Annotated in this window: 5 protein-coding genes; 3 read left to right on the top strand and 2 right to left on the bottom strand. The window is 61.8% G+C overall.

Annotated elements, in window-relative coordinates:
- Window positions 1–424: FlhC family transcriptional regulator (locus H7225_RS11325; protein ID WP_290661867.1), on the top strand; the 424-nt coding region annotated here is incomplete at its 5' end.
- 142 nt (window positions 425–566) lie between these two features.
- Here the strand turns inward: H7225_RS11325 and H7225_RS11320 are convergent.
- Together H7225_RS11320 and H7225_RS11315 are read right to left on the bottom strand one after the other, a co-directional pair.
- Window positions 567–725, bottom strand: a complete 159-nt coding sequence (locus H7225_RS11320; RefSeq protein ID WP_290661866.1) for a hypothetical protein — start codon at window positions 723–725, stop codon at window positions 567–569.
- Window positions 655–1,797 carry a cytochrome P450 gene (locus tag H7225_RS11315; protein WP_290661864.1) on the bottom strand — a complete coding sequence of 381 codons (1,143 nt, stop codon included), beginning with the start codon at window positions 1,795–1,797 and terminating at the stop codon, window positions 655–657. Before H7225_RS11315 ends, H7225_RS11320 begins: the two co-directional genes overlap by 71 nt.
- 51 nt (window positions 1,798–1,848) lie before the next feature.
- Between H7225_RS11315 and H7225_RS11310 the strand changes: the two genes are divergently transcribed.
- Both H7225_RS11310 and flhD read left to right on the top strand, forming a co-directional pair.
- Window positions 1,849–2,088: a TetR/AcrR family transcriptional regulator gene (locus tag H7225_RS11310; protein ID WP_290661868.1), complete on the top strand. Its 240-nt coding sequence runs from the start codon at window positions 1,849–1,851 to the stop codon at window positions 2,086–2,088.
- 212 nt (window positions 2,089–2,300) lie between these two features.
- Window positions 2,301–2,587: flagellar transcriptional regulator FlhD (gene flhD / locus H7225_RS11305; RefSeq protein ID WP_290661862.1), on the top strand; the 287-nt coding region annotated here is incomplete at its 3' end.

Genomic DNA, 2,587 nt, shown 5'->3' with positions numbered 1-2,587 from the left:
GCGCTTGCTGCGCCTGTACAAGGAAGTGTCTGGCAAGTCGCCTTCCAAGGGCCAACTGCCCTTCTCGACCGACTGGTTCATGACCTGGCAGCCCAACATCCACGCCAGCTTGTTCCTCAACATCCATGAGTACCTGAACAAGTCCTCAGAGATCGACGAGATCGATGTCGTGATCAAGGCTTACCAGCTGTACCTGGAGCAAACCCAATCCCAAGGCCTGGAGCCCCTGCTGTCCGTGACCCGCGCCTGGCGCCTGGTCAAGTTCATCGACAACGGCATGCTCTGCCTGACCAAATGCAACAAGTGCGGTGGCTCTTACGTGACCCATCCCCATGAAATCGCCCGCCACTTCACCTGTGGCCTGTGCAACCCCCCAGCTCGCGCTGGCAAGGGCAAGGCCGCTGGTGCCCTGCACATGCATTGATTGGCCTTAAGTAGTTCTCTGTAGTAACCGAAGTAGTAGTTGTTCTTGTAGTTTTGCTTGTTTCATTGTTTTCTCCTCCTAGCGTCACGCCAGTGACTTGCCAACGGACTCTTCGGAGTCCGTTTTTTTTGGCCCTGCAGCGTCAAGCGCGTTCACGCAGTTTCATGGTCAAGCCCACGGGCTCCAGCTCTTGCGCCTCCTGGCCGTCGGGCGTGTCCACGCTGACGATGTCAAAGCGTGACAGCAGCATGGCCATGGCCATCTTCATTTCCAGCAAGGCCAGGTAATGGCCCGGGCCCACCCTCGGGCACGCGCCAAAGGGCATGGACACGCGCGACGGGTTTGAGGCGCATGGTCTCGTGGGCGCAGGCTTCCAGGTAGTCCAGCTCGGCCATCTTTTCGGGGGTGAAAGCGGCGGGGTCGTTGGCCACACGGCGCACTTCCTCCTGCGCGCGCTTCAAGGCCTGCGGGTTGCGCTGCAGCAGATGAATCATCCAGGCCAGGGTGTTGGCGGTGGTGTCCTCGCCGGCCAGCAACATGGTGAGCACGTTGTCGGCCACGTCCTGGTCGTTGACGCCGCTGTCGGCTTGGTCGGCGGCAGCGATCATGGCCTCCAGCAGATTGGGCGGGTTGTCGCGGCGAGTGGGGTCGGCCTGCAGGCGGTCACGCGCCTGGGCGATGAACTTGTCGATGGCCACCTTGACTGCGGTCACGCTGCGGTCAAGGTCGCGGTCAGACGGCAGCTTGAACACGCGCCAATACGGCACCAGGGTCAGGATGCGCGTGAACAGGGCCGGGAAGATCTTGTCCAGGTGCTTCTGGATGATGTCCTCGTCCGACTCCAGCGTGTTGACGTCGACGCCAAAGGCCAGGCCGGTGATGGCGTCCACCGTGAAGCGCATCAGGTCGGACTGCAGGTCGATGGCGCTGCCGGCCTGCGCGGCTTTCTGCCAGCGTGTGCCCAGGCGCTGCGTCACCTTGAGCAAGGCCGGAAAGTAGGCGCGCACATGGCCGGGCGCGAAGCTGGCCATGACCATGCGCCGCTGGTGGCGCCAGGCATCGCCCTCGGCCGCGAACAGGCCCAGCTTCAGGTTCATGTCACGCGAGATGATGGCCAGACGCTCCGAGTGGTTGAAGTCGTCAGGCCGGGCCCGCAGGATGGCGCCGATCAATTCATGGTCGGCCACGACCAGCACGGGCGTGGGGCCAAAGTACGCGCTAAACATTGAGCCGTAGCGCTGGGCCCACTGCTCCACGTTCTGGTGGATGAGGTCGCGATCGATCTGGAAGGCGTTGCCCACCAGCGGCAAGTTGGGCGGACCAGGCAGATCGTTCATCTCGCGAAGCGGCCTGGTCGAGGTGCTGGTGCTCATGCGGACAATCCTCTGACAGGTTGAAAGCGGCCGTTTGTAGCCACTGCTCAGATTGTGGACAGCGACGGGGCCACTGCCTTGAGCACCAACAAGGTCGCGCAGCGGGCGGGGGTGTCGATCGGCACACTGTACCAATACTTCCCGACCAAGGAGGCCATCGTGGTGGGCACCCGCGCGGTGATCGGCGTCATCCGCAGCGCCTCGCTGGAGAACTCGGCCCTGCTGGACACCCAGGAGCTGGAGGACGAGCTGGTGCGGATGGTGTGGCGTCTTCTTGTGTCAAGCGACTAACGGTCTGATCGATTGACGCGGCTGTTTTCTGGATGGTGTTTGCCCTGGTTATCAAGCCTTTGTAAGGGATCTTCTGACAAGACGTGCAGCTAACGCCCAACGCGGGATACAGCTGCGCGCCCATTAAGAAAAACCGGCATTGGGATCACTATCCATTCCATGGTGAGACGCCAATCCCACCCCCACCCGCAGTAAGACACCTGGAGCCCCCCATGAACGCCGACCAAATCCTGATGGAAATCCGCGAAACCAATCTGTCCTACCTGATGCTGGCCCAGAGCCTGATCCGCGCCGACCGCGAACAAGCTTTGTTCCGTTTGGGCATGTCGGAAGCGGCCGCCAACATGATCGCCATGCTCTCGCCCGCCCAGGTGCTGAAGATTGAATCGAGCAACACCTTGCTGTGCCGCATGCGTGTCCACGATGACCTGGTCTGGACCCTGCTGACCAACCACGGCAAGTGGGGCTCCAGCGATGTCACTCGCCTGCACGCCAACAT

Origin of the sequence: Aquabacterium sp., from assembly GCF_014378415.1 — a bacterium.
GTDB lineage: Bacteria > Pseudomonadota > Gammaproteobacteria > Burkholderiales > Burkholderiaceae_C > Aquabacterium.
The sequence above is the reverse complement of the archived record's forward strand: the minus strand, read 5'-3'. Positions and strand labels throughout refer to the sequence as shown.

Coding starts and splice junctions, on each gene's coding strand:
- H7225_RS11315 (WP_290661864.1), bottom strand. CDS start 1,797: ATGAGCACCAGCACCTCGACCAGGCCGCTTCGCGAGATGAACGATCTG.